The organism is Mucilaginibacter sp. (assembly GCF_025362475.1).
In the GTDB taxonomy this organism is placed as follows: domain Bacteria; phylum Bacteroidota; class Bacteroidia; order Sphingobacteriales; family Sphingobacteriaceae; genus Mucilaginibacter.
Genome location: NZ_JANYGH010000007.1, coordinates 23,172 through 40,821, shown reverse-complemented (window position 1 = coordinate 40,821; position 17,650 = coordinate 23,172). Strand labels below are relative to the sequence as shown.

At 43.3% G+C, this 17,650-nt stretch carries 20 protein-coding genes, 1 tRNA gene and 1 riboswitch; of the genes, 19 read left to right on the top strand and 2 right to left on the bottom strand.

The window, feature by feature from the left end; all coding sequences use genetic code 11:
• Positions 1-6: 6 nt before the first annotated feature.
• The 3 genes from Q0R88_RS03345 to Q0R88_RS03335 all read left to right on the top strand — a co-directional run bounded on the left by Q0R88_RS03345 (position 7) and on the right by Q0R88_RS03335 (position 2,933).
• Positions 7-939: a bestrophin family ion channel gene (locus tag Q0R88_RS03345; RefSeq protein ID WP_295712232.1), complete on the top strand. Its 933-nt coding sequence runs from the start codon at positions 7-9 to the stop codon at positions 937-939.
• A gap of 406 nt (positions 940-1,345) precedes the next feature.
• Positions 1,346-2,083, top strand: coding sequence for a peptidase (locus tag Q0R88_RS03340; protein ID WP_295712229.1), 738 nt, complete (start codon positions 1,346-1,348; stop codon positions 2,081-2,083).
• A gap of 4 nt (positions 2,084-2,087) precedes the next feature.
• The gene (locus tag Q0R88_RS03335) at positions 2,088-2,933 is read left to right on the top strand and encodes a transglutaminase family protein (protein WP_295712227.1); all 846 of its coding nucleotides are present in this window, start codon (positions 2,088-2,090) and stop codon (positions 2,931-2,933) included.
• Positions 2,934-3,305: 372 nt separating this feature from the next.
• Here Q0R88_RS03335 and Q0R88_RS03330 read toward each other — a convergent pair.
• A tRNA-Cys gene (locus Q0R88_RS03330) sits at positions 3,306-3,376 on the bottom strand.
• Between the two features lie 50 nt (positions 3,377-3,426).
• Positions 3,427-3,537, bottom strand: a riboswitch (SAM riboswitch).
• An 834-nt stretch (positions 3,538-4,371) separates the two neighbouring features.
• On the opposite strand from Q0R88_RS03330, the gene Q0R88_RS03325 reads away from it, so the two are divergent.
• From Q0R88_RS03325 to Q0R88_RS03315, 3 genes are read left to right on the top strand one after another with little or no spacing between them, the layout of a single operon-like run.
• Positions 4,372-5,112, top strand: a complete 741-nt coding sequence (locus Q0R88_RS03325; RefSeq protein WP_295712224.1) for a (Fe-S)-binding protein — start codon at positions 4,372-4,374, stop codon at positions 5,110-5,112.
• Positions 5,109-6,494, top strand: a complete 1,386-nt coding sequence (locus tag Q0R88_RS03320) for a lactate utilization protein B (RefSeq protein ID WP_295712222.1) — start codon at positions 5,109-5,111, stop codon at positions 6,492-6,494. Before Q0R88_RS03325 ends, Q0R88_RS03320 begins: the two co-directional genes overlap by 4 nt.
• Positions 6,491-7,084 carry an LUD domain-containing protein gene (locus Q0R88_RS03315; protein ID WP_295712219.1) on the top strand — a complete coding sequence of 198 codons (594 nt, stop codon included), beginning with the start codon at positions 6,491-6,493 and terminating at the stop codon, positions 7,082-7,084. Before Q0R88_RS03320 ends, Q0R88_RS03315 begins: the two co-directional genes overlap by 4 nt.
• A 73-nt stretch (positions 7,085-7,157) precedes the next feature.
• Here the strand turns inward: Q0R88_RS03315 and Q0R88_RS03310 are convergent, their stop codons facing one another.
• On the bottom strand, positions 7,158-7,634 hold the full coding sequence (locus Q0R88_RS03310) for a rhodanese-like domain-containing protein (protein ID WP_295712216.1): 477 nt from the start codon (positions 7,632-7,634) through the stop codon (positions 7,158-7,160).
• Between the two features lie 49 nt (positions 7,635-7,683).
• On the opposite strand from Q0R88_RS03310, the gene Q0R88_RS03305 reads away from it, so the two are divergent.
• The 13 genes from Q0R88_RS03305 (at position 7,684) to Q0R88_RS03245 (ending at position 17,547) form a co-directional block, all read left to right on the top strand.
• The gene (locus tag Q0R88_RS03305; protein ID WP_295712214.1) at positions 7,684-8,307 is read left to right on the top strand and encodes a class I SAM-dependent methyltransferase; all 624 of its coding nucleotides are present in this window, start codon (positions 7,684-7,686) and stop codon (positions 8,305-8,307) included.
• A gap of 105 nt (positions 8,308-8,412) precedes the next feature.
• Positions 8,413-9,153 carry an SDR family NAD(P)-dependent oxidoreductase gene (locus tag Q0R88_RS03300; RefSeq protein WP_295712211.1) on the top strand — a complete coding sequence of 247 codons (741 nt, stop codon included), beginning with the start codon at positions 8,413-8,415 and terminating at the stop codon, positions 9,151-9,153.
• Positions 9,154-9,221: 68 nt separating this feature from the next.
• Positions 9,222-10,763: a DHA2 family efflux MFS transporter permease subunit gene (locus tag Q0R88_RS03295; protein ID WP_295712208.1), complete on the top strand. Its 1,542-nt coding sequence runs from the start codon at positions 9,222-9,224 to the stop codon at positions 10,761-10,763.
• Positions 10,764-10,918: 155 nt separating this feature from the next.
• Positions 10,919-11,524: a TetR/AcrR family transcriptional regulator gene (locus Q0R88_RS03290; protein WP_295712205.1), complete on the top strand. Its 606-nt coding sequence runs from the start codon at positions 10,919-10,921 to the stop codon at positions 11,522-11,524.
• Positions 11,525-11,619: 95 nt separating this feature from the next.
• On the top strand, positions 11,620-12,009 hold the full coding sequence (locus Q0R88_RS03285) for a response regulator (RefSeq protein ID WP_295712203.1): 390 nt from the start codon (positions 11,620-11,622) through the stop codon (positions 12,007-12,009).
• A gap of 307 nt (positions 12,010-12,316) precedes the next feature.
• Positions 12,317-13,129 carry an oxidoreductase gene (locus tag Q0R88_RS03280; RefSeq protein ID WP_295712200.1) on the top strand — a complete coding sequence of 271 codons (813 nt, stop codon included), beginning with the start codon at positions 12,317-12,319 and terminating at the stop codon, positions 13,127-13,129.
• Positions 13,130-13,153: 24 nt separating this feature from the next.
• On the top strand, positions 13,154-13,963 hold the full coding sequence (locus Q0R88_RS03275; RefSeq protein ID WP_295712197.1) for an AraC family transcriptional regulator: 810 nt from the start codon (positions 13,154-13,156) through the stop codon (positions 13,961-13,963).
• A gap of 56 nt (positions 13,964-14,019) precedes the next feature.
• A complete protein-coding gene (locus tag Q0R88_RS03270) occupies positions 14,020-14,355 on the top strand; it encodes a hypothetical protein (protein WP_295712194.1) in 336 nt (111 codons plus the stop codon).
• Between the two features lie 10 nt (positions 14,356-14,365).
• Complete coding sequence (locus tag Q0R88_RS03265; RefSeq protein WP_295712192.1) at positions 14,366-14,722, top strand: DUF1801 domain-containing protein; 357 nt, start codon at positions 14,366-14,368, stop codon at positions 14,720-14,722.
• A gap of 5 nt (positions 14,723-14,727) precedes the next feature.
• Positions 14,728-15,096, top strand: a complete 369-nt coding sequence (locus Q0R88_RS03260) for a DUF1801 domain-containing protein (RefSeq protein ID WP_295712191.1) — start codon at positions 14,728-14,730, stop codon at positions 15,094-15,096.
• Between the two features lie 97 nt (positions 15,097-15,193).
• Positions 15,194-15,784, top strand: a complete 591-nt coding sequence (locus Q0R88_RS03255) for a GDSL-type esterase/lipase family protein (RefSeq protein ID WP_295712189.1) — start codon at positions 15,194-15,196, stop codon at positions 15,782-15,784.
• A 69-nt stretch (positions 15,785-15,853) separates the two neighbouring features.
• Positions 15,854-16,582 (top strand): alpha/beta hydrolase-fold protein, encoded by a 729-nt coding sequence (locus Q0R88_RS03250; RefSeq protein WP_295712187.1) that lies wholly within the window; start codon positions 15,854-15,856, stop codon positions 16,580-16,582.
• Between the two features lie 38 nt (positions 16,583-16,620).
• Positions 16,621-17,547, top strand: coding sequence for an AraC family transcriptional regulator (locus Q0R88_RS03245; protein ID WP_295712184.1), 927 nt, complete (start codon positions 16,621-16,623; stop codon positions 17,545-17,547).
• The last annotated feature ends 103 nt before the right edge of the window (positions 17,548-17,650 follow it).

Here is a 17,650-nt window from a genome sequence, read left to right as displayed (position 1 = left end):
ACATCTATGCTACTAAAAGAAAATATACCGGTAAGCTACGTATTCGGTAAAATAAAAAAAGAACTCATCCTGGTGGCTGTATACTCTGCGGCAATTTATTTTATCCACCAGTATTATAATTTTAAAGCGGTATCAATCCCTTTAACCGTATCAACCATATTGGGTACTATCATCTCCCTCTTGCTGGCTTTCCGCTCAAACCAGGCTTATGACCGCTGGTGGGAAGCCCGCATTTTGTGGGGCGGCATAGTAAATGATAGCCGCACGTTTGCCCGGCAGGTGTTAACCTTTGTTGACAGCAGTCATGATGGCGAACAAAAGCGAGCTTTAAAAGAGCGTATCATCAGGCGGCAAATGGCCTGGTGTTACAGTTTAAGCTGCCATCTGCGCGGGCAAAACGCCAAAGAAAACCTGGAAGCCTATTTAAGTGATGATGATGTAAAAAACATCAAAAACCTTGATCATACCCCGCTTGCTATAAACGAGCTGCAGGGGCATGACCTGCGCACGCTGTACAAACTTGGTTGGATAAACGAATATCAGCAGGTAGCTATGGATAGTACATTAACAGGTTTCATGAACTCAATGGGTGGCTGCGAGCGGATCAAAAACACGGTTTTTCCATCTACCTATAGTGTGTATATCCATTGGCTGGTGATGTTTTTTGTACTGTTGCTACCGTTTAGCCTTATAGAGTTCTTTGGTATTTTCCAGGTTCCATTGGTAATTGCCATTTCATCAGCTTTTTTCCTCATCGAAAAAATGGCCATACACCTGCAGGATCCGTTCGAGAATAAGCCTACCGATACGCCCACAACTGCCATCAGCCGTACCATTGAAAACAACCTTAAACAAATGATGAAGGATGAGTTGCCAGAGGATATAGGTGCCATGATAACTAACCAACCTCAAAAACAGGCAGTATTTTATATACTGTAGTGAAGAGAATCAAGAGGTTAGAGTCAAGAATTAAGACGTCTGCCTTTTGACGCAGAGTCGACTCACCCCGACATTGCTGCGCTCGTCTGCCCCTCTCTCCGCTTCGCGCATAGAGGGGCTTTGAAAAAAACTTCCCCGCCCCTCTTTCCACCGCAGGTGAAGAGAGGGGCGACCGGCGAAGCCTGGTCGGGGTGAGTCGTTGCCAGCATACAGAGCCTATTACTTCGCCTGAAATAAAAAAGTCTTTGTTACGTACCTCACTCCAACGTTCTTACAAAATGCACCAAAAGTCTTAATCCCCTGCTTCAAAATCCTTGCTCCTTACTCCAAAAATCCTCTGTCTTAATAAAATTCTTTTCCCTATTTTGGCAATCGGGAAATTTATAACAAATCCTGGTTTACTAAAATGACTTATTGCCTCGGAATTAAGGTTAAAGAAGGCTTATTGGCTATTGCCGATACCCGGATAACTTCGGGAACAGATACTACTGTAAAAAAGAAGATCACCATAGAACAAAAAGACAATTTTTCCCTTTTTATCATGACCAGCGGCTTGCGGTCGGCAAGGGATAAAGCCATTGTATATTTTAATGAGCTGCTGGAAACCAAAGAGTTTAACAAAATGTACAAGGCCGTAAATGCCTTTGGCGAACAGGTAAGGCGCGTTGCTGTTGAGGATAAGGCATCATTGGAAGCTGCCGGATTTAAGTTTGATTTGAACACCATTATTGGCGGCCAGTTAAAGGATGACGATGAACACAAGCTGTTTTTACTTTATCCTGAAGGTAACTGGGTTGAACTGGGGCAGGGTGCGCCTTACGTGGTTATAGGTAACTCGGGCCATGGCAAGGCGATTTTAAACCGCATACTTACCGAAGACAGCAGCCTGAAACTGGCATTGAAAACAGGTTTCCTTTCGTTCGATTCAACCAGGGTAAGTTCAAATAATGTTGATTTCCCTATTGATGTGGCCCTTTACAAAAAGGATACTTTCGAGATCATTGAAACACGGTACGAAAAGAAAGACCTGGAATATATATCGGCACAATGGGCCGAAGAATTGAAACTGGCCCTGGAGCATATCTCCGAGGACTGGATGGATACAACATTTAACAGATTAGAAGAAATTAAAACCGGAAGCTAAGCAAATGAAATTCGATGTGTTTACCCAAATGGAATATGTAGTACGGTCGCCGGGCACATTGATATTAAACATACACGCTTTACGCACACCAAACCAAACCGTATTAAACGAAGAGTTTACGGTTGAACCCTATGTTAAGATAGAGGAAATAATATCTGCACAGGGCGAAAACCGCCTGATGCGTTTTGAAATCAGCGAACCAGGCACTGTTAAAGTTACCTACAAAGCCCTGGTTGATAATTGTTACGAACTAACAGATTACCACGAGCAGCACGAGGTAATGGTAGCCCAGCTGGATGCTACCGTACTCCCCTATCTTAACCCCAGCCGCTATTGCCAGTCGGATAAGTTGTACCGTTTATCGCACAACCTGTTTGGGCATATCACCAACCCATTTGAAAAAGTAGTAACCCTTACCGATTGGATCCATACCAATGTACAATACCTGAGCGGTTACAGCAATGCCCAAACATCGGCATTTGATACCGTTACCGAGCAGGTGGGCGTATGCCGCGATTTTGCTCATTTAGGTATTGCTCTTTGCCGCGCTTTAACCATACCTGCCCGCTACTTTACGGGTTATGCCTATCATTTAAAACCAGCCGATTTCCATGCTTGTTTTGAAGCCTATCTGGGTGGTAAATGGGTTTTGTTTGATGCAACCAAACTGGTGCCGCTTAACGGACTCATTAAAATTGCCACCGGCCGCGATGCCGCCGATACCGCCATAGCCAACATTTTTGGGGATGTTACCTTTACTACCATGCAGGTAAGCTGCGAACTGGCCGAAGATGGTTTTGAACCGATTTATTATACCAATAGCGGGTATAATGGGCTGTCGTATTTGTAAGATAACTTATATAGTTACAATCGGGAATTTGTAAAAGAGAAAGGAAAGTGCTTTCTGCATGCCTCACCGCAAGTTGTTAAAATTCGGGGCGACACTGAAAGGAAAATGACGTTTGAAAAGTTTGTCATCCTGAGGAACGAAGGATCTATTCGCAGACTGTACCGGGCGAAGAAGCATGGCGAATAACAGATCCTTCACTGCGTTCAGGATGACAAAAGTTTTTTAGTAAATACGTCATAAGTAAGTACGATGCAATCCCTAACGATACAGAGCAAACTTGCAAGTCAGACCTTTAAATAGGGGATTATTTCGTACCTCTCTATGACGGAGATTAAAGAAAGCTTTTTAAGAAAATGTGTAGTAAAAAATTTGATGTCGCGGGCAGATTCGAACTGCCGTTTAGGGTTTTGCAGACCCCCACCTATCCTCTCGGTCACGCGACTTAAAAAAACTATAAAATCACTTATTAGATTGGCAGGGGGCGAAGATGGTATTATTATCTTTCTCCGTTGAATGGAGCAGGAATTAGCACCTTTTACATTATGCGGATGTAGAGGTTGCTAAGACGTCTTTGGGCCTTTCCCTCAGTCTTTCTTGATAAGTTAAATAAAGAACGATTTGTCTCTGATGACGATGCAAACATAAAACATTATTTATATAAATCCTATAGGAATAGTAGAATATTTTCAAATAAGTTCATTATGTACTATAAATCAGCTTAATAAATCAAAATATTGTCGCGAAATTTCAGCGCATAATAACAACAACTCATAAAAACTCCTGTTTATATTGGATCTATTTTTCACCATGTATATGGACAAGCAGGGTCTTGCATCTCAGAGCCTGTCTAACAATAAGAAACAGGTCGTCATTGCGGTTTATAAAATCCGGTGACCTCTGAAGGGGAAATGACGTAACAGAAATGGCTGTCATCCTGAGCCTGTCGAAGGATAGCGGGCAAAGGCCTCTACGCGCGAGTCTTCGACAGGCTCAGACTGACAGGCCCACACACTTCAAAATCCAATACGTCATGGGGTAGGCACGAAGCAATCCCGGCCTTGCAGAGAAGCTTTGCAAATCCGATCTGCATAGTTTGGGATTGCTTCGTGCCTCGTAATGACGGGTGGTTAAGTGCTTCATTAGAAGTATAAAAACATTAATGAGTCAAATTTAAACAGCCTTTCAAATAACAAACGAAAACAAAGCAATCATCATATTTACATCACCCCATTCACTTTCCCATCTACCTAATGGATTATCCCATTACGCCATTACGCTAATTCCACTCAACCTTTTGCAAAAAAAACTGAATAACAGTTGCCCTCTATATCTGTAATTTCGATACCTTGTATACAACCGTACTTTTGCAGATACACAAGGATAGTTGTTTAAACCATAAGCGCTAATATTGCTTTAACCAATTAATTAAGCACACAAAATGAAGGTAGCTTTATTTGTACCCTGTTATGTTGATCAGTTTTACCCCAACGCGGCAATTGCCACATTGGAGTTACTGGAGAAACTGGGTTGCGAAGTTCATTATCCAAAAAATCAAACTTGCTGCGGGCAGCCCATGGCCAACTCTGGTTATGAGCACCTTACCGGCGCTTGCAATAATTTATTTATAGGTAATTTTTCGGGATATGATTATATCGTATGCCCATCGGGAAGCTGTACGCTGCATATTAAGGAACACCTCCACTCCCACCAAAACGAGGCTATGGCGGCCGACATCCGCAAACGGGTTTTTGAACTGACCGAGTTTTTGGTTGATATTTTAAGGGTAGAGAGCTTGGATGCCAGCTTCCCTTATAAAGTAGGTTTGCACCAAAGCTGCCATGGTTTGCGTGGCTTGCGCATTTCACAAATGACAGAGCTGGTTGCGCCTCCATTCAGCAAACCGGCACAACTGCTGGATATGGTAAAGGGACTGGAGTTGGTTCCGCTAAACCGGGCCGATGATTGCTGCGGCTTTGGCGGCACCTTTTGCGTGGTTGAAGAAGCCGTATCATCCAAAATGGGAAAAGATAGGGTTGACGATCATATTGCGCATGGCGCACAGTACATCACCTCGGCCGATCTGAGCTGCCTGATGCACATGGAAGGCATTTTACGTCGCCAGGGAAGCGATGTTAAAGTAATACATGTTGCCGAAATTTTAAACCACAGCATCAAATGAGCAGCACCGCGACAAAAGATCACCCTCAATTAGCTGCCATATTTAACCGGGACGAACCCCGTGTTGACTGGCACGACGAAACCCTGTGGTGGGTACGGGCCAAAAGAGATATTGCCGCGCATAAATTACCCGAGTGGGAATTACTGCGCGAAACCGCATCACAGATCAAGAACAATGTATTATCAAACCTGAGCAGCTACCTGGAGCAGTTTGAGGCCAATGCCATCAAAAACGGCGTTACAGTACATTGGGCAGCCGACGCCCGGGAACATAACCAGATAATCCATAAACTATTAAGCGACAAGGGCATCAACCGCATGGTAAAAAGCAAATCTATGCTTACCGAGGAATGCCACCTTAACGAATACCTTTTACAACAGGGCATTGACGTGATCGACTCTGACCTGGGCGAGCGCATTGTTCAGCTGGCAGGCGAACCGCCAAGCCATATTGTATTGCCCTGCATCCACAAAAAAAAGGAAGAAATAGGCGATATATTCCATGAGCATTTAGGCTCGGCCAAAGGCGAATCGGATCCCAAGATCCTGACAGAAACCGCCCGCCAGCATTTGCGCGAGGTGTTTTTAACCCGCCGCGCCGCCCTTACCGGCGTAAACTTTGCCATTGCCGAAACCGGCGAAATTGTAATTTGTACCAACGAAGGCAACGCGGATATGGGCGCCCACCTGGCCGAGATCCACATTGCATCTATGGGGATGGAGAAGATCATCCCCCAAAGAAAACATTTAGGTGTTTTTTTACGCCTGCTCACCCGCAGCGCCACCGGCCAGCCTATAACTACTTACTCCAGCCATTTTGCCAAACCGCAGGATGGTAAGGAGATTCACATTGTAATTGTAGATAACGGTCGCAGCATTCAATTAGGCAGGGAAGATTTCCGCAACTCTTTAAAATGTATCCGTTGCGGCGCTTGTATGAATACCTGCCCGGTATACCGCAAAAGTGGCGGTCATAGTTACCATACCGCCGTTGCCGGCCCGATAGGCAGCATTTTGGCACCCAACCTGGATATGGAAAAATATGCCGACCTGCCCTTTGCCTCCACCCTTTGCGGATCATGCAGTAATGTATGCCCCGTTAAAATTGATATTCACGATCAGCTGTATAAGTGGCGGCAGGTTATTGTAAAGGCAGGGTACACGCCCAAAGCTAAAACTTTAGCTATGAAAGGCATGGCCTTTACGCTGGCCTCCCCTGCCTTATACCGCGCAGCTGGTAAAATGGGCAGGTGGACATTTAAGTATGCGCCATTCGCGGTTAATAATGGTGCAAACCCATGGTATAAACACCGCGAAATGCCCAAAGCACCCGAGCAATCATTTGGCGAATGGTATGCTAAAAGAAAGGATCAACATAAATGAGCAGGGAAAAAATATTAGCGGCTGTAAAAGCCAACCAGTTTAGCCATGCCGAACTGCCCGATCTTGAAATATTAAGCTCGTTAACAAACACTAACGACAATTTAGTTGAGCGATATACCACTGTAGGCAGCGCCGGCGGCAGCTTTGTTTATGAAGTGGCCGATTATGATGCCATTAAAGCTATTCTGCAAAAAGAATTTAAACCCGGCGTAAAGATCATATCGGGCATTCGCGAACTGGGAGATTATACTTTTGTTGATGATGTAAAACACGATCTATCGCACAGTTTTGCCGATGTAGAGCTTTGCATCCTGGCATCCAACCTGGGCGTGGCCGAAAATGGCGCACTTTGGTTAACGGAGGAGCAAATGACGGTGAGGGTATTGCCATTTATTGCCCAGCACCTTGCCATAGTTATCAGTAAAAACAGCCTTATACCTACCATGGCCCAGGCTTATCAAAAAATTGGCCAATCGGAATATGGTTATGGTGCCTTTATTTCAGGTCCCTCAAAAACAGCCGACATCGAGCAGTCCCTCGTCATAGGTGCACACGGGCCAAGGAGTTTATCGGTGTTTATACTAACATAGCCCCATTTAAATTTGAGTTATATATTTTTAATTAGGCCTGCCGTTTGATTGACGGCAGGCTTTTTTTTTGTGATTATTTAGCGGCTAAAGGGTAGTCTTTGGATACCCAGTTTGTTTTTAAATTGGTTGATAGGTTAAGCAGCTTTATATTGGTAAAACCAGCTTTTTGTAACTCCAGAAATGCGGGCCGAATATTGGGACATTTAGCAAAAGGGCAGCAACCGCAATAAATAACCACCACTGTAGTTTTAGGCAGCAAAGCAAGCGCGTTTTTGAATTTCTCCAGGTTTTCGGCATTGTTTACTGCACCAATATGTTTAGCGCCCTTTATATCCTCTACCGCGCCAATGTTAAAAATGACGGGCGCTTTCGCATCCCCTGCTTTAATTTCTGCAGCTAATTCGGCTGGTTCCATTAACTGATCGGCAGTCCAGGGGTTAGTGGAGCTTAACGTTGGCATGGTTGCCGGCGAGGTCTGCGCCTGGGTATTCATAGATATTAAACCAACAAACATTAAACTTAATATAGCAATCAAACAATTTCTCTTCATTTTGGGATATTTATCTTGAACTTTAATTTTTTAAAGATGAGCATTATCCATGGAAGAAAATAATAAACAGCATTGGGAGCAGGTATATGAAACTAAAAATCCTAATGAAGTAAGCTGGACACAATTGGTTCCGCAAACCTCGCTTGATTTTATTCATAGCTTCCACCTGGCAAAAACTGATAAAATTATTGACATTGGCGGTGGCGACAGCAGGCTGGTTGATTACCTTTTGCAGGAGGGATTTACCAATGTTACCGTTTTAGATATATCTGCAAAAGCATTAGCAAAAGCACAAGCCCGGCTTGGCGATAAAAGCGACCAGGTTACCTGGATTGTTTGCGACATCAACGCTTTTAAGCCCGCAGAAACTTATACCCTTTGGCATGATAGGGCAGCCTTCCATTTTTTAACCCATGAAGATCAAATTACCAACTATTTGAACATCGTATCCAATGCGGTTAGTGATTATGTAGTGATTGGTACTTTTTCTGAAAACGGCCCCGAAAAATGCAGCGGCTTACCAATAAAAAAATACTCCGAATTGCAATTACAAAACCAATTCCACGAGCACTTTAAAAAGATAAGGTGCATTACCGAAGATCATGTTACCCCATTTGAAACCACGCAAAATTTTCTGTTTTGCAGCTTTAAAAAAACCGAAAGCATAGCCTAAAAATCAAGCCTGTAATGATGACACAGAAATGAATTTTCCCTATTGTAAAAATATACCGATTGGTATATTTTTGTGGTGTTGAATTTAATCACTCAACATATCAAAATGAAAACTTCAGAAAACACCATACTCATTACTGGCGGCAGTGCCGGCATAGGTTTTGAGTTAGCCAAAAAACTATCAGAACAAGATAATCATGTGATCATTATTGGTCGTAATAATGACCGTTTGCAAAAAGCGGCCGATCAATTAAAAAACGTGACAGCCATTAATGCCGATATATCAAATGCAGAAGATGTAGAAGCGTTGGTTACTAAGTTAACTACCGAATTTCCTGAACTAAATATAGTGATCAACAACGCTGGTGCAGCCAACCTCAATAACCTGCTTACCGGTACCAATACCTTTGAAACAGCAGGCGAAGAAATGCTGACCAACTACCTGTCTGTCATCCGTCTTAACGAAAAACTGTTACCATCACTCAAAAACCAAAGTGAAGCTGCTATAGTGAACGTATCATCGGTAGTTGCCTTTGCACCAAGCACAAGATTAGCCACTTATGGCGCTACCAAAGCCGCGCTTCATGCCTACACCCGCGCTTTACGATTGGTATTGGCAGAAACCAGGGTGAAGGTTTTTGAACTGATGCCTCCATTGGTTGATACCGAATTTTCGGCAGAAATAGGCGGCAAAAATGGGATCCCACCATCACAGGTTGCTGACGAGTTTTTTGCAGCCCTGGAAACCGATACATACGAGATAAGGGTAGGTAATACAGAGGATTTTTACCGCTTATACCTATCAAACCCAGATGAAGCTTTAAGAGTGATTAACCTGCCAAGGTAATCCATTTAAAAAATTCACTATAAAATATACCAATCAGTATATTTTATAGTGACAAATTTTATACTCCAATGAAAAAAAACATTCTTATCATAACCGTTATCGCGGCGGCAGTAATGGAACTGATAGATACCTCCATAGTAAACGTAGCCTTATCGCACATGAGCGGTAATCTGGGTGCCACGCTGGAAGATACTTCCTGGGTAATAACGGCCTACGCTATTGCCAACATTATAGTAATACCCATGACCAGCTTTTTAGCCACCAAGCTGGGCCGCCGTAATTATTACATCGGCTCTATTATCGCTTTTACTTTTTTCTCGGCAATGTGTGGTCTGGCATCCAATATATGGACACTGGTGCTGTTCCGCTTTTTGCAGGGCATGGGCGGTGGGGCTTTGTTATCGGTATCGCAGGCTATTGTATTTGAGGTATTTGGCAAAGCGCGTACAGGTATAGCCAGCGCGCTATTTGGAGTAGGTGTATTTTTAGGCCCAACCATCGGGCCAACATTGGGTGGTTTCATTACAGAATATTATTCATGGCCATGGATCTTCTACATCAATATCCCTATTGGTATAGCCGTAGCCGTATCAAGCACAATACTGGTCACCGAGCCCGAGATAAAAGTTAAGGCCAAGGCGGTAGACTGGTGGGGAATACTGCTGCTGGTTATTGGCATAGGTTCGCTCCAAACCGTATTGGAGCGTGGCGAAACTGATGATTGGTTTTCAGCCAATTACATCATCGCTTTAACGGTGACCGCGGTATTTAGCATCCTTACATTTATTTGGTGGGAGCTTACCACACCAAACCCGGTTATTGATTTAAGGGTACTAAAAAGCAAATCACTGGCGGTTGCGGCTATCCTTACCTTTGTAACCGGCGTTGGCCTGTTCACCTCCGTTTTTTTAACGCCGGTGCTGGCGCAGCGGGTACTGGGATTCCCGCCCACCATTACAGGGCTTACCTTGCTCCCTGGTGCTATACTGGCTATTTTTGGTTTACTATTTTCGGCCACTTTGCTTAAAAAAGGTGTATCGCCATTAATAATAATTATCACGGGATTTTTTCTGTTCATGATATTTAGCTATAAAATGGCAGGATTGAATTTAGAAGCTACTCCCGGCAATTTGGCTTTAATCCTTATTTACAGGGCTATGGGGCTTGCGTTTCTTACGGTTCCACTAACAGCGCTTGCAGTTTCGGGGCTCGATGCTAAGGACGTTCCGCAGGGCTCGGCCTTAAACAATATGATGCGGCAATTGGGAGGCTCATTCGGGATAGCAATGATCAACACCTATGTGGCCAAAAGATTTGGATCGCACAGGAATGATCTCATCTCCAACATCAGCGTTTACAACCCGCAGGCTACCAACCGCATTAATAACTTAACCCAATATTTTGCTGGGAAGGGATCATCAAGTTTTGATGCGCACAATAAAGCCATGGCTTTAGTTAATAACGGTATCGACAAGCAATCGTTCCTGTTAAGTTATCTGGATGCGTACATACTTGTTGGTTTGCTCTTTTTAATGGCTATGCCCTTGTTATTCCTGGTACTTAACCGTAAAAAACAAGCCGGGCCAATAGTGCTGGTGAGTGATCATTAAAAACGATAAAAAGGGAGGGGCTGTGTTAGTTGCGCGTAGAACACACCCCTCCCATTTCACAGTCCGGTGCGCCCCCTTTCCAGAGGGGAATGGGGAAAAAGTGCTCTCAATCTCAAAAATTATAACATTCAAATACCAGTTGGTATATTTGTAATATGGAAAAGGAATTATCAAAAGCAGAAAGAACCCGCCTGTTTATTTTAGAAACCACTGCTCCTATCTTTAATAAAAAAGGATATGCCGGCACTTCCATGTCTGATCTGACAGAGGCTACGGGCCTCACCAAGGGCAGCATCTATGGCAATTTTGCCAATAAAGAAGAAGTAGCATTAGCCGCCTTTGACTATAACTCCGCCAAAATAAGAAAACAGGTACAGGAGCGCATTCAAAAAGCCAGTACCTACTATGATAAACTACTGGTTTACGCCCAGGTTTACCACAGCTTTACCCGGGCAAACTTCCCTGCTGGTGGCTGCCCCATATTAAATACAGCGGTAGATGCTGATGATACCAACCCCCTATTAAAAGATAAGGCCGCACAGGCGGTTCTGCGCTGGAAAAAATCAATAGAAAACCTGGTACAGGCCGGTATTGAAGCCGGGGAATTTAAGGAAGATGTGGACATAAGCGGCACTGCCCTATCTATGATAGCACTGATTGAGGGCGGTATCATGATAGCCAAAGTAACCAATACACCCGCCAGCCTCGATAAGGTTTTAAAAACCGTTGACGCCCTGGTTTTGGCACTTAAACGCGCGTAGTTGTAACTCAAATATTACAAAAATAAATTCATAGGAAAAAAAACAAAGGACACAGGCAATACGTTATTATCTGACCAATTATAAATACTATGTCTATGTCTAAAAAGATCTTAATACTTGATGATAGCGATGATATCCTTGAGGTGATGAAAGACGTGCTTGAGATGGAAGGCTTCGAGATTAAAGCCATCAATTACACCGATGATATTTGCAAGGCTGCCATGGCATTTAATGCCGATCTGGTGATACTTGATTACATCCTTTTCGGCATAAACGGCGGCGAACTTTGCCACATGCTAAAAACAAACCCGGTAACATCCCATATCCCGGTGGTAATGGTTTCGGCCTATCCGCGGGTACTGGAGTCTTTAGGGAACTATGGCTCTGATGCTTTTATTGCCAAACCCTTTGACCTTATTGATATTGTGAACACAGTAAGAGGTTGTTTATTAAAGACGGGGGATATTGAACATGCTGATTGGTAAGCGGCAGGTTTTAAGTAACCGTTACCAATGGGGCTATTACAGCGCTATAACCGCGAACTGCGATAATATAGCTCGTGATTGTTTCGGGCGTGCCTTTGGCGTGTTTGTTTTAGGCATATAAAAAATTCCCACTTCCGTAGTTTGAGTCCCACAAATTACTCTTATCACATTAATTGAAACATTACTACACCTATTTTTGCACGCATCCTTTCTGAGCCCCACACCAAAGCAAAGTTGAGCTTCTCACCAAACCTGCCCTCCTGTTTTACCACGACATTTGTTTTGTAATTAAAACAAAGCAAAAACAATGAAAAAGATCATATTAATAACCGGTGCATCTGCCGGGATGGGTAAAGAAATGGCTATCGCGCTATTAAATGACGGGCATACAGTTTATGGCGCTGCCCGCCGGGTTGAAAAAATGGACGACATTCAACAACTGGGCGTAAAAGTTTTGGCCATGGATGTAACCGATGATGCCGCCATGGTTAAAGGAATTGAAACCATAATCAGGGCAGAGGGCCGGATAGATGTATTGATAAACAACGCGGGATTTGGCTCATATGGTGCGGTGGAGGATGTACCCATGAAGGATGCCCGTTACCAACTGGAGGTAAATGTTATTGGAGCAGCCCGCCTCTCGCAATTAGTTATACCGGCCATGCGCGCGCATAAATTTGGCCGCATCATTAACATATCATCCATTGGCGGTAAGTTTGCCGGCGCTTTGGGCGGCTGGTACCACGCCAGTAAATTTGCTTTGGAGGGCCTGAGCGATGCCCTGCGTATGGAAGTACAAGGATTTGGTATTGATGTGGTAGTGATAGAACCCGGTGGTGTAAAATCTGAATGGAGCGATATAGCAGGAGAAAACCTTTTCAAAATTTCTGGCAGTGGCTATTATAAAAACATGGTGCAAAAATTTATCGATCTGTTTAAAAACCAGGGGCACCGCGCCGCAGAGCCTGAAGTGATTGTAAAACTGGTACAAAAAGCAATTGGGGCCAAACAACCTAAAACCCGCTATGTTGGTGGCTTTTTAGCCCGGCCGTTGTTGTTTTTAAGGAAGATACTATCCGATAGGATGATGGATAGGCTTGCTATGAGCCAATTAAAGTAATTGGTATATTTAGTTCGTAACAACATGGAAGATAAAAGTCATATTCTGCTCAATAACCTGCTATACTCCTGTGTTGATAAAAAGCAGCGCAGCAATGAATCATTTGTGCAGGAGCATGCTTTGGGCTATATAATTTCGGGCGAAACCCACCTAAAAACGAATGATGGCATACGCGTTTTTGGTGTTGGCTGCATAGGATTGGTAGGCAGGAACCAGCTCCTGAAAGCAGAAAAAGTGCCGCCTTTGGGCGGCGGAGAGTTCAGGGCAATAAACATATATCTTGACCAGGCCTTTTTACGCAGGTACAGCTCTGATCATAAACTGGCGCCGGCAAACAGCTACACAGGCGACAAGATCCTGATATTACCCCCGGATCCTTTTATGAAAGGTTATTTTGATTCGTTGGTGCCCTACTTTGAGCACCCCGCTTTGGCAACCGATGCCATGGCCAGCTTAAAGACAAAGGAAGCCGTTGAATTGCTGCTGAGGCTGGGCGCAGATTATTATGATTTCCTTTTCGATTTTAGTGAACCTTACAAGATAGATCTGGAAGCATATATGAATCAGCATTTTATGTACAACGTGCCAACGGCCCGGTTTGCCACGCTCACCGGGCGCAGCCTGGCCAGTTTTAAGCGTGATTTTGAAAAGGTGTTCCGCGCTTCGCCGGGGCAATGGTTACAGCAAAAGCGGCTCGCAGAGGCTTATTACCTTATCCGCGAAAAAGGCCAGAAACCCTCCGAAGTTTATTTGAATGTAGGTTTCGAGAATCTTTCGCACTTTAGCTATACATTTAAAAAAACGTTTGGGGTAGCGCCATCGATGCTTGGTTGATTGGATTTTCCGGCATCGCTGAGTGATTATATATTCCATAACATAAAGAGACGTTTATGACCGAAGCAGAAAAATACTTTCATGAACTTACCCGGCAGATCCCGGATGTTGAACCAGGCAAAATGTTTGGCGCTTTATGTTTTAAAACGCCTAATGGTAAAGCAGCGGCCATCTTTCGGCGGGATACCCTGGTAGTAAAACTTAATGGTGAAGCCCGCGATGAAGCATTAAGCTTGGATGGCGCCCAGCTTTTTGATCCGATGGATAACAGACCCATGAAAGAATGGATCCAGATCCCCTATGTTTATCATGACCGGTGGAAAGAGTTTGCCCTAAGTGCTGCTGAATATGTGCGCACAATCCCGGTAAAAGCTGCATCAAAAAAGAAATAAGTATTTGCCTATGCTAACGGCACTTGATACCTTTTACCTGCAACAGGACGAACCTTTAAAAGGTTGTTTTTTAGCGCTGCGCCAAATAATCCTGAACCATGATGCCGCTATTACCAACGCCTGGAAATTCAACATGCCATTTTTTTTGTACAAGAGAAAAATGTTTTGTTACATATGGACGCATAAAAAGCTGCAACAACCTTTTATTGGCTTTAGTGAGGGCAAAAGGCTGCACCATCCCAGTCTAACTTTTGAAAACCGTTCGCGTATCAAGATCATGATCCTTGATGCAGAAAAAGAGCTGCCCGTTGAAATTATTGAAGAGGTCTTGAATATGGCCATTGAGTTGATAAAACGTGATCTGTAAAACCTATGCCAACACCACTGGATAATTTTTACCTGCAAAGGGACGAACCCATAAGGGGCTGCCTGCTGGCCCTCCGGGAGATCATCCTGAAACAAGACGAAGCTGTTACCGCAACCTTGAAATATGGGATGCCTTTTTTTTGTTACCGGGGCAAAATGTTTTGCTACCTGTGGGTGCACAAAAAACTACTGAAACCTTATATCGGCATTGTTGAAGGCCATCGCTTTGATCATCCCTCCCTGATCATAGAAAAACGATCGCGCATGAAAATTATGCTTTTTAATGCAGATGAAGATCTGCCGGTTGAAACCATAACTGATATCCTGAAACAGTGTATTGAGCTGTATAAAACAGGGGTTATAAAAGTTGGATGATTTAACATGATACATAAATGATTATATTATCTTGCCAACGAATGAATTTAATAACCATTCATTAATATTTTTTAATAAAACATAGTAAAATAGTTTCATGTATTGGTACGAAGATGACATTAAACAACTTGAAAAAGTTAGTTTGAATAGGGAATATGAACCTGAAACAATTTTTTATGGCAGCTCATCGGTAAGGTTATGGCCAAACCTTAATGAAGATTTCAAAAACGTTAAACCGATTAATCTTGGGTTTGGCGGTTCTACATTAGCAGCCTGTGTTTGGTTTTTTGAACGGGTGATGTTCAGCTATCACCCTAAACGTTTAATTGTATACGCCGGCGATAATGATCTTGGCGATGGCCGCCACCCCGAGGAAGTATTTATATTTTTTCAGCAACTGGTTACCAAAACGCAGCAGCGCTTTGGCGATCTGCCCTGCTATTATGTTTCACTAAAACCGAGCCTCAGCCGTTGGAACATGATTGATAAGTTTAAATACGCCAATAACCTCATCGAAACAGAAATTGTAAAGAAAACCGATAACTGGCATTTTATAAATGTATATAAAGAGATGGTTGATGCTAAAGGATATCCTAAAAAAGAGTATTTTGTGGGTGATGGTTTGCATTTAAGCCCGGCCGGTTACCAGTTATGGAAACAGGTGATTAATGATCATATTAATCGCTAAGCATTACTATTTATTTAATTTGAAGTAACATCTGTTGTGGAAATTCCGCACCAAAAGACCTAACCTAAAATGAAAAGAGCGTACCATAAATGGTTTAGTGCAAGTTTGCACCGTAATATGGAACTTTTGATATTTGGACATAGCGGCAGGGCGGTGTTATTTTTCCCAACCCGGATGGCCCGGTTTTTCGATTATGAGAACTGGGGAATAGTTGAGGCGCTGCAGCACCGCATAGAAAACGGTGAACTGCAGCTTTTTTGTGTAGATAGTATTGATGCCGAAAGTTTTTATAACCCCTGGATACACCCTGTTGATCGTATCGACCGCCATAAGCAGTATGAGCAATACATATTAACAGAGGTTATTCCCTTTATGAAAATTGAAAATGACAGCAACATTTTTGATGTTGCCGGTTGCAGTATGGGGGCTTATCATGCTATAAACCTGGCCCTAAGACATCCAACCATCTTTAAAAAGGTAGTATGTATGAGCGGCCGGCAAGATCTTACCCGGCAGATAGAAGAATTCAGGGATCTGTTTGATGGTTACAGAAACGAGGATATCTATTTCAACATGCCACTGCAATATGTAGCCAACCTCGGCGAAGGGTATGATTTAGATGCTATCCGCAAAATAGAAATTATCATGGCTATTGGCCAAACAGACCCTTTTATTTCCAGCAACCGCGAATTTAGCTACGTGCTCTCGTCAAAAGGAATTGATCATAGGTTATACATTTGGGATAATTACGCGCATAGGCCAAGGTATTGGAAACAGATGGTACAGCTGTATTTGTAAACAGGGGAATTTTTTAACTTTGTGTAAACATTCCTCCAATGATCCCTGCCACCCTGGATAGTAAAGTAATTGATACCCTGCGCGATTTGCCGGATATGATCCCGGTGATGCGTGATTATTTTGAGGACTGGACCATCAGGGTTTTTAATCGCGAGCAGCACGAATGCCGCAATTACCTATCTCCAAACCGCCGCGAATTTTATAAAATATTGTTTGTTACCAAAGGTACCGGCGTGTTTACCATGGGGCTAAACACCTATTTTATTGAAGAACCTACCCTCCTTTACATACATCCCAACGATATTATTTCCTGGAAAAAGCTTTCTGAAGAATCTGGCGGTTATTATGTACTTTTTAAAAAATCGTTCATTCATTCCCATCCGCAACTAAAAGCTACCATTGATCAGTTTGGCCTGTTTAATGAAAAAGCTAAAAGCGTTATCCGGCTTGCCCAAAACGAGCTGCCCTTGCTTAACCAGCTTTTTGAAAGCATGCAATCAGAAGAATTATCGGGCAGCGAGTACAAGGATTTTTCGATGCAGGCGTACCTGCAACTGCTGATGGTTGAAAGCATGAAGGTTGCCCGCTACCCAAAGCCCGACCATGTATCTGACGAATACCGTCATATTCACCAGTTTTTTAATTTACTGGAGAGCGAAGCTTCCAATATCAACTTTGAAAAATCCATCCGTTTAAAAACTGCGCAGGAATTTGCCGATCAGCTGGCCGTACACCCCAACCACCTCAACGCTTTGCTTAAAAAACATACAGGCCAAAATGTAAGTACGCACATCCGCAACCGGATATTGGAAGAGGCCAAGGTACTGCTATTACAAACCGATTGGACCCTGCAAAACATCAGTTACAGTATTGGGTTTTCCGAACAGCCAAGCTTTAACCTGTTTTTCAAAAAAAATACGGGAGTTACACCTGCCGAATTTCGCAAGGCCTACCATGCTGCCTGAGGGCTTAAGCTCATTAAACTAATTTAATTAATATTTCAATCTTTGAAATTATTAATAAGCCCTTTGTTATTATTACAAGCCCCCCTCCTGCTTCTGCCGACCT

What these genes read in the sequence shown, in the direction of transcription:
- Q0R88_RS03345 (WP_295712232.1), top strand. Translation starts at nt 7, where the DNA reads ATGCTACTAAAAGAAAATATACCGGTAAGCTACGTATTCGGTAAAATA.
- Q0R88_RS03340 (WP_295712229.1), top strand. Translation starts at nt 1,346, where the DNA reads ATGACTTATTGCCTCGGAATTAAGGTTAAAGAAGGCTTATTGGCTATT.
- Q0R88_RS03335 (WP_295712227.1), top strand. Translation starts at nt 2,088, where the DNA reads ATGAAATTCGATGTGTTTACCCAAATGGAATATGTAGTACGGTCGCCG.
- Q0R88_RS03325 (WP_295712224.1), top strand. Translation starts at nt 4,372, where the DNA reads ATGAAGGTAGCTTTATTTGTACCCTGTTATGTTGATCAGTTTTACCCC.
- Q0R88_RS03320 (WP_295712222.1), top strand. Translation starts at nt 5,109, where the DNA reads ATGAGCAGCACCGCGACAAAAGATCACCCTCAATTAGCTGCCATATTT.
- Q0R88_RS03315 (WP_295712219.1), top strand. Translation starts at nt 6,491, where the DNA reads ATGAGCAGGGAAAAAATATTAGCGGCTGTAAAAGCCAACCAGTTTAGC.
- Q0R88_RS03310 (WP_295712216.1), bottom strand. Translation starts at nt 7,634, where the DNA reads ATGAAGAGAAATTGTTTGATTGCTATATTAAGTTTAATGTTTGTTGGT.
- Q0R88_RS03305 (WP_295712214.1), top strand. Translation starts at nt 7,684, where the DNA reads ATGGAAGAAAATAATAAACAGCATTGGGAGCAGGTATATGAAACTAAA.
- Q0R88_RS03300 (WP_295712211.1), top strand. Translation starts at nt 8,413, where the DNA reads ATGAAAACTTCAGAAAACACCATACTCATTACTGGCGGCAGTGCCGGC.
- Q0R88_RS03295 (WP_295712208.1), top strand. Translation starts at nt 9,222, where the DNA reads ATGAAAAAAAACATTCTTATCATAACCGTTATCGCGGCGGCAGTAATG.
- Q0R88_RS03290 (WP_295712205.1), top strand. Translation starts at nt 10,919, where the DNA reads ATGGAAAAGGAATTATCAAAAGCAGAAAGAACCCGCCTGTTTATTTTA.
- Q0R88_RS03285 (WP_295712203.1), top strand. Translation starts at nt 11,620, where the DNA reads ATGTCTAAAAAGATCTTAATACTTGATGATAGCGATGATATCCTTGAG.
- Q0R88_RS03280 (WP_295712200.1), top strand. Translation starts at nt 12,317, where the DNA reads ATGAAAAAGATCATATTAATAACCGGTGCATCTGCCGGGATGGGTAAA.
- Q0R88_RS03275 (WP_295712197.1), top strand. Translation starts at nt 13,154, where the DNA reads ATGGAAGATAAAAGTCATATTCTGCTCAATAACCTGCTATACTCCTGT.
- Q0R88_RS03270 (WP_295712194.1), top strand. Translation starts at nt 14,020, where the DNA reads ATGACCGAAGCAGAAAAATACTTTCATGAACTTACCCGGCAGATCCCG.
- Q0R88_RS03265 (WP_295712192.1), top strand. Translation starts at nt 14,366, where the DNA reads ATGCTAACGGCACTTGATACCTTTTACCTGCAACAGGACGAACCTTTA.
- Q0R88_RS03260 (WP_295712191.1), top strand. Translation starts at nt 14,728, where the DNA reads ATGCCAACACCACTGGATAATTTTTACCTGCAAAGGGACGAACCCATA.
- Q0R88_RS03255 (WP_295712189.1), top strand. Translation starts at nt 15,194, where the DNA reads ATGTATTGGTACGAAGATGACATTAAACAACTTGAAAAAGTTAGTTTG.
- Q0R88_RS03250 (WP_295712187.1), top strand. Translation starts at nt 15,854, where the DNA reads ATGAAAAGAGCGTACCATAAATGGTTTAGTGCAAGTTTGCACCGTAAT.
- Q0R88_RS03245 (WP_295712184.1), top strand. Translation starts at nt 16,621, where the DNA reads ATGATCCCTGCCACCCTGGATAGTAAAGTAATTGATACCCTGCGCGAT.